Here is a 5,914-nt window from a genome sequence, read left to right as displayed (position 1 = left end):
ACCAATCGATGAGCGGGCACAGCAGAGTGTTCTGGCAACATGACTGACGGTGTCACCACGATGCAGCATCAGCATGGCGGTGAGCCGCCGGGCGTGGTTTTTGTCCTTTGTTTTATGGATAGTTTTCTGCATCAGGCGTCGTTCGGTTCTGGGTATTGGTGCTATGATCGACATTGCTCAGTCCGGCTGGTGATTTGGGATATTCAGCGATTGATCAGATCGCATAAACCGGACTGAGTTCCCTCTAAGTGATCTACTATTCCGAGCAGTTATTTAGCTGAGAATTATGCCTAAAACTACGCAGGCAATTATAAAACGGTGGTTTTGAGATTTATTCGCAACCTATCTTCGCTCTTCCGTTAATGTTGTATCAGCATCCTGTTTTACAAAACGGTTTATACGGAAAGTTCGGTTCGCCGTCTTAATCATTACGTTCGGCCTTATCGTCTGGCCTCCCGCTAAGAAAACCATACCAAATCAAGGCACTACCCTTTTTAAATCCCGTGCAGGAGAAGATGAAAGAAAAAATTTGATTACCCCGCGTAACCTGACTGCTGAGGCAGAGAAACCGCTTTATTAACCGTTCATAAACTGCAAAAAAGACACCAGGATTTCCTCGCCGGACGTCGAAGTACTGATATAATGGAAACGATGCGATACCACGCTGGTAAAGAATAAAACCAGAGCAAATCGGTTGATGCCCGACAGCGTGATCTGAACGCTATTAACCCGTCTGTGAGAACGGAACCTCACAGGTAAGCACCCTCCTTGCGCCATGCTGGAAACGCCTCGCTCAAACACATTTTGCAACGGCATTCACGCAGGCTCGGGGCCGCCCGGTCTGGGTTTTGGCAATGTGTGCGGTAAAAAGAACAAGAATCTGGAAGACGTTATGTTGTCGACAATTATCTATCGCAGTCACATCGCTGATCATGTTCCACTGAAAATGCTGGAAGGCCTGGTCGCTAAAGCCAATAAAATTAATGAGTCATCAAGCGTTACCGGCATCTTATTATTTAATGGCACCCATTTTTTTCAGGTTCTTGAAGGTCCAGAGAATGATGTACTGGCGGTTTACGAACGTATCTGCCGTGATACCAGCCATCATAATATTGTGGAATTAATGCGGGATTATGCGCCTTCCCGCCGTTTTGGTAACGTGGGCATGGAGCTGTTTGATCTGCGTGAATACGATAAAACCACTGTGCTTAATGCCGTGCTTGAAAAAGGCACAACCAAATATCAGCTGACCTATGAAGACAGAGCGCTTAAATTTTTGCGCACCTTTGTCGAAGCACGGGAAAAAGAGAATTATTTTGAAATTCCCTCAGCGGAAAGCTGGGATTTTATCAGTGATGATGAGGAAGTGCGCGAAGGTGACGACGCGCTGATTAATCACGAAGGCGTCAATTTTGCCTTTCAGGCGATTATCGATCCCCTTGCACGTAAAATCGTCTCGCTGGAAGCCCTGCTTCGGGGCTCGCAGGGCGAAACACAACAGGATTACTTTTCACGCCTCCCGCCGGAGAACATCTACCGCGACGATCTGCAGTCCAAACGCATCGCTTTTGCACAGGCGAAGGCGCTGGGGATAGACGGCATTATGCTGTCAGTCAACCTGTTGCCCATGTCGCTGGTGCTGGTGCCGGATGCCGTAACGTTTCTGCTTACTGAAATCTACGCCCACGATTTGGTTCCTGAGCAGATCGTGGTCGAGTTTACCGAAAATGAAATCATTTCCCGTCCTGACGACTTTGCAGCGGCGCTGAAACAGCTCAAAGCAGCGGGCATCAGCGTGGCACTGGATGATTTTGGCGCGGGCTATGCCGGGCTATCCTTACTGACGCAGATTCAGCCCGACAAAATAAAAATTGATCGCAGCATTATCAGCAATGTGCATAAAAGCGGCCCGAAGCAGGCTATTGTGCACGCTATTTTAGCCTGTTGTTCGTCACTGGAAATTACCGTGATTGCAGAGGGCATTGAACAGCCCGAAGAATGGATGTGGCTGGAAGCGGCCGGCGTTTCACAATTCCAGGGGTTTCTTTTCTCCTGGCCGAAAGTCAACGGCGTCTCCTCTGTTACCTGGCCTGAGTTAAAATAAGACGATTATCCGCAGGAAAGTGAATTTTTCGTTCTTCCTTGCCGGACTGAAAACGCGCTGCTAAATATTAGAAGCGCGTTTCAGATTGTGTCATCGCATGGCTTTGTTGAATAATAGGTAATCATTCTGTTTTGTCTGCACTGTTTTGGTAGAAAACGCTGATGCCAGACAGAACACCGTCATACGCAAGCATGTAACGCATTGATTTTATGTTATCTGAAACAACCGTTTTCATAGTACCACAGCATAAAATCCATTTATTCAACAAAGCCTCATCGCATTGCAATAGTCGACGTGCACGCTGTTTTTAAATTATCAAAGATGTTAAGCAGTCAGATGTTCAGTGTTAAAGGCCGAAGTCACGCGCCGTTTTAAGGCGCGCCCCACAGGTACAGCATTTGAGGAACTGAATGAAGCAAATCATCCGCGGTGATAAAGAACCCGTCCATATCGTAGCCGCCTCGCGCGCGCTTGAAGCCCATATGTCCCGCTATGGTGAGGGAAATAAATACCATCCGGTTATCTATTCAATTGCCTATCGCAGCAAATACTACCAGGTTGAAGTCATTACACGACGTGAAACGATCGTCGCCACCGTCATTACCGGCGTGCGTAAACTGACGCACCTGCCCGGCGTGGCCTGATGCTGTTTTACGCGCCTTCTACTCAGGGGACAAATCTGTCCCCTTTCTCTCAGCGGTAAAAGCGCGGATTCGCCGGGTAAATCGCCCCGATGATGCTTTTCTCCCGCGCCCCGGTCACCGCAGGTAAATTGCCCGGCAAACCAGACAGCGTGCGGTAAGCCAGCCAGGCAAACGCCAGCGCTTCCATGTCGTCACCATTAATCCCGACGGTATCGGTTGTCGTGACTTCTGTTCCGGCCAGATGCGCCGCCAGGCGGGCCATCAGCAACGGATTTCGGCTGCCGCCTCCGCATACCAGCAACCGATCGCAGCCATCGTTGAGTTGTACCTGTTGCGCAATGGTCACGGCGGTAAACTCGTTTAGCGTGGCCTGCACATCCTGAGCAGCGATGCCGGGAAAGTGGCGCAAATGCTGTTCAAGCCAGCCCAGATTAAACAGTTCACGTCCGGTACTTTTGGGCGGCACCCGCGCCAGCCAGGGTTCACGCAGTAGCGCTTCCAGTAACGCAGGACTGACCTTACCGCTTCGCGCCCAGTTCGCGTCCTTATCATAGGCTTTCCCCTGATTACGCCATATCCATGCGTCCAGCAGCATATTGCCCGGCCCGGTATCAAAGCCGCGCACGGGCTGCCCCGGAATCAGCAGGGAGAGATTGGCAATACCGCCGATATTCAGCACCATGCGCCGTTCCGTGGCATCCATTAACAGGGCCTGATGAAAGGCAGGCACCAGCGGCGCGCCTTGCCCACCCAGCGCCATATCGCGCCGACGGAAATCCCCGACCACCGTCACGCCTGTTGCCGCCACTATCTGGTTGTTATCGCCAATTTGTAAGGTATTGGGTGCCGCGCTGTGCGGCTCATGCCATACCGTTTGACCGTGACAGCCAATCGCCACCACATCGCTCATCTCCAGCGCCTCGCGCTGCATAAGCGTCAGTACTGCGTCAGCGAATAGCTGGCCCAGTCGCGTGTCCAGTTGCCCCAGTTGCGACAACGTCACTGCCTGGCCCTGACAAATCGCCAGAATGCTCTGGCGCAGGTCGGGCGGCATGGGATGGCAGTAGCTCGCCTGCTGCGCCACCATATTTTCGTCGATGGCGGCCAGCACGACATCGACCCCATCAAGGCTGGTACCCGACATCACGCCAATGTAGCGTCCTGATTTCATAGCCGTTCCTTTCATCGGGATGAAAAAGTGAATACGCTGCCTGTAGCCTGACAAAATATCGGCCCTGAATCCATGATTACTTTGTTTTAAATCAATAAACTGTCTGGTGGTTAACGTCCCGGGTATTTTTATGATTGATTGAATCATTGTTAAAAATTTGCGGTCTATGCTGTCGACAGCCATGTTTTATTCCGCAGAAGGTTAATTCGCCAGTTTTCTGTCTTATACTGTTTACAGGATTTCGCGATAGAGATGGCGCATTCTTGAATAAAGGAGTTTCAAATGATTAAGCGTTTAATTGTGGTCGCTTTGACTGGTGCGATGCTGGCGGGCTGTAGCAATACCGATACGTTATCGGGCGATACCTACAGTGCCAGTGAGGCCAAGCAGGTACAAAGTGTTTCTTACGGTACCTTAGTCTCAGTTCGCCCGGTTAAAATCCAGGGTGGAGACGACAGCAACATCATTGGGGCCATTGGCGGTGCCGTACTGGGTGGATTCCTGGGTAATACCATCGGCGGTGGTGCAGGACGTAGCCTGGCAACAGCGGGAGGCGCGGTGCTGGGTGGCGTTGCAGGTCAGGGCGTACAAGGCGCAATGAACAAAACTGACGGCGTTGAGCTGGAAATCCGTAAGGATGACGGCAATACCATTATGGTGGTGCAGAAACAGGCAGCCAGCCGTTACTCAGTCGGACAACGTGTTGCGTTGGCCACCGACGGTAGTCAGGTTACCGTTTCTCCGCGTTAACGCAGTGACCAACCGACGCCGGTGCCGGTCGCACTGCGCGTCGGTCTTATTTCTCTTTGTTTTGCAGTTCGAGAATATTCTTTTCAAGACGCGCAATCAGCGTCACCATCTGGTTGATTTCGTCGCGGCTGATACCGGAGAGAATGTCATCCCGGGTAATATCAATCACGTGTTCAACCTGCTGAATGACTGGCTCTGCCTGTTGTGTCAGCTTAATGCGTTTGGCCCGGCGATCGTGGGCGCAAGTGGTCCGGGTAATCAGCCCTTTCTCCTCAAGTTGATCCAGGGTTCTGACCAGAGAAGGCTGCTCGATACCAATGGCTTTCGCTAACTGGATTTGCGACTGCTCAGGCGGCAGTTGATGGATATTGTGCAGTGTTACCCAGTGCGTTTGAGTCAGCTCTAACGGCTTCAAACGTTGATCAATCAGTGCTCGCCAGATTCGCACCAGCCTGGACAGATCCGTGCCGAGAGGGGTATCCATGCTATCTCCTTATAATGTATGTACGCAGCTATCAAGCTGCATTGTATAGCATTTTGCAAGCCCGAAGTTTAAATTACAAATAACCAAGTGAACAGTTTCGGCTGAAATTGTTTCACGCACAGGTTCCAGGATACTGCACTGCAATGGATATCATTCGCCAAGGATTTTTCAGCATCAGCCCGCTTTCCGAATTGATTTTCGGCGCCTCACTCTATTTCCCTCCCCTGTTTAAAGCGGTGCTGGCCGGTTTTGTTCTCTGGTTATTTATCCACCCGCTTCTGCGCGGCTGGCTTGCGTCGGGTGAGGTCTGGCATCCCACCCTGTTCGATCTCTCGCTGTTTGTGTTGTGTGTAACAGGCGCACTCTGGTTAATGGCGCACGGATGAAAAAGATGAACCTTTCAGGATTAAAGTACTTTTCTACGTTGATTGTTTTCACGCTGGCGCTTCTCAGCGCCTGGTGGGCCTGGAACTACTACATGCAGTCACCGTGGACGCGCGACGGCAAAGTACGTGCCGAGCTGGTCACGATCACCCCGCAAATTTCGGGACGGATCACGGCACTGAAGTAAGCGTCGCATTCAGACCGTATTGACGTTCAGGCAGAGGGAAGCTCGACCTTCCATGGCAGCAGATCGCGGACCCGGTTCACCGGCCAGTCCTGTATATGACCGATGACGTAACGCAACCACGTCTCGGGGTCAACGCCGTTAAGCCGGCAGGTGACGATCAGAGAGTAGAGGATCGCCGCACGTTCTCCGC

At 51.4% G+C, this 5,914-nt stretch carries 7 protein-coding genes and 2 pseudogenes; 5 read left to right on the top strand and 4 right to left on the bottom strand.

All coding sequences use genetic code 11. The annotated features are described in order from the left end of the window. Window positions 1-174: pseudogene (locus F7Q90_RS24410) on the bottom strand (IS630 family transposase); the annotation flags it as partial. A 718-nt stretch (window positions 175-892) separates the two neighbouring features. Here F7Q90_RS24410 and F7Q90_RS24405 point away from each other — a divergent pair. Continuing rightward, on the top strand, window positions 893-2,104 hold the full coding sequence (locus F7Q90_RS24405) for a diguanylate phosphodiesterase (RefSeq protein ID WP_006119001.1): 1,212 nt from the start codon (window positions 893-895) through the stop codon (window positions 2,102-2,104). Window positions 2,105-2,514: 410 nt separating this feature from the next. Beyond that, the gene (locus F7Q90_RS24400; protein WP_006119000.1) at window positions 2,515-2,748 is read left to right on the top strand and encodes a DUF4060 family protein; all 234 of its coding nucleotides are present in this window, start codon (window positions 2,515-2,517) and stop codon (window positions 2,746-2,748) included. Between the two features lie 49 nt (window positions 2,749-2,797). Here the strand turns inward: F7Q90_RS24400 and anmK are convergent, their stop codons facing one another. Then, window positions 2,798-3,919, bottom strand: coding sequence for an anhydro-N-acetylmuramic acid kinase (gene anmK / locus F7Q90_RS24395; protein ID WP_006118999.1), 1,122 nt, complete (start codon window positions 3,917-3,919; stop codon window positions 2,798-2,800). Between the two features lie 282 nt (window positions 3,920-4,201). Here anmK and slyB point away from each other — a divergent pair, with 282 nt between their 5' ends. Further along, complete coding sequence (slyB, locus tag F7Q90_RS24390; protein ID WP_006118998.1) at window positions 4,202-4,669, top strand: outer membrane lipoprotein SlyB; 468 nt, start codon at window positions 4,202-4,204, stop codon at window positions 4,667-4,669. Between the two features lie 46 nt (window positions 4,670-4,715). Here slyB and slyA read toward each other — a convergent pair whose 3' ends face one another. Further along, the gene (slyA, locus tag F7Q90_RS24385) at window positions 4,716-5,153 is read right to left on the bottom strand and encodes a transcriptional regulator SlyA (RefSeq protein ID WP_006118997.1); all 438 of its coding nucleotides are present in this window, start codon (window positions 5,151-5,153) and stop codon (window positions 4,716-4,718) included. A 143-nt stretch (window positions 5,154-5,296) separates the two neighbouring features. On the opposite strand from slyA, the gene F7Q90_RS24380 reads away from it, so the two are divergent. Beyond that, window positions 5,297-5,539 (top strand): DUF1656 domain-containing protein, encoded by a 243-nt coding sequence (locus tag F7Q90_RS24380; RefSeq protein ID WP_006118996.1) that lies wholly within the window; start codon window positions 5,297-5,299, stop codon window positions 5,537-5,539. 5 nt (window positions 5,540-5,544) lie between these two features. Continuing rightward, a pseudogene (locus F7Q90_RS24375) lies at window positions 5,545-5,718 on the top strand (HlyD family secretion protein); the annotation flags it as partial. A 32-nt stretch (window positions 5,719-5,750) separates the two neighbouring features. Here F7Q90_RS24375 and F7Q90_RS24370 read toward each other — a convergent pair. After that, window positions 5,751-5,914 (bottom strand): transposase domain-containing protein (locus tag F7Q90_RS24370; RefSeq protein ID WP_151161046.1); only part of this gene is annotated, 164 nt, incomplete at its 5' end.

Origin of the sequence: Pantoea stewartii subsp. stewartii (assembly GCF_008801695.1) — a bacterium.
Lineage (GTDB): Bacteria > Pseudomonadota > Gammaproteobacteria > Enterobacterales > Enterobacteriaceae > Pantoea > Pantoea stewartii.
This window is presented reverse-complemented; position numbering and strand designations above follow the sequence as displayed.

What these genes read in the sequence shown, in the direction of transcription:
- F7Q90_RS24405 (WP_006119001.1), top strand. Translation starts at nt 893, where the DNA reads ATGTTGTCGACAATTATCTATCGCAGTCACATCGCTGATCATGTTCCA.
- F7Q90_RS24400 (WP_006119000.1), top strand. Translation starts at nt 2,515, where the DNA reads ATGAAGCAAATCATCCGCGGTGATAAAGAACCCGTCCATATCGTAGCC.
- anmK (WP_006118999.1), bottom strand. Translation starts at nt 3,919, where the DNA reads ATGAAATCAGGACGCTACATTGGCGTGATGTCGGGTACCAGCCTTGAT.
- slyB (WP_006118998.1), top strand. Translation starts at nt 4,202, where the DNA reads ATGATTAAGCGTTTAATTGTGGTCGCTTTGACTGGTGCGATGCTGGCG.
- slyA (WP_006118997.1), bottom strand. Translation starts at nt 5,153, where the DNA reads ATGGATACCCCTCTCGGCACGGATCTGTCCAGGCTGGTGCGAATCTGG.
- F7Q90_RS24380 (WP_006118996.1), top strand. Translation starts at nt 5,297, where the DNA reads ATGGATATCATTCGCCAAGGATTTTTCAGCATCAGCCCGCTTTCCGAA.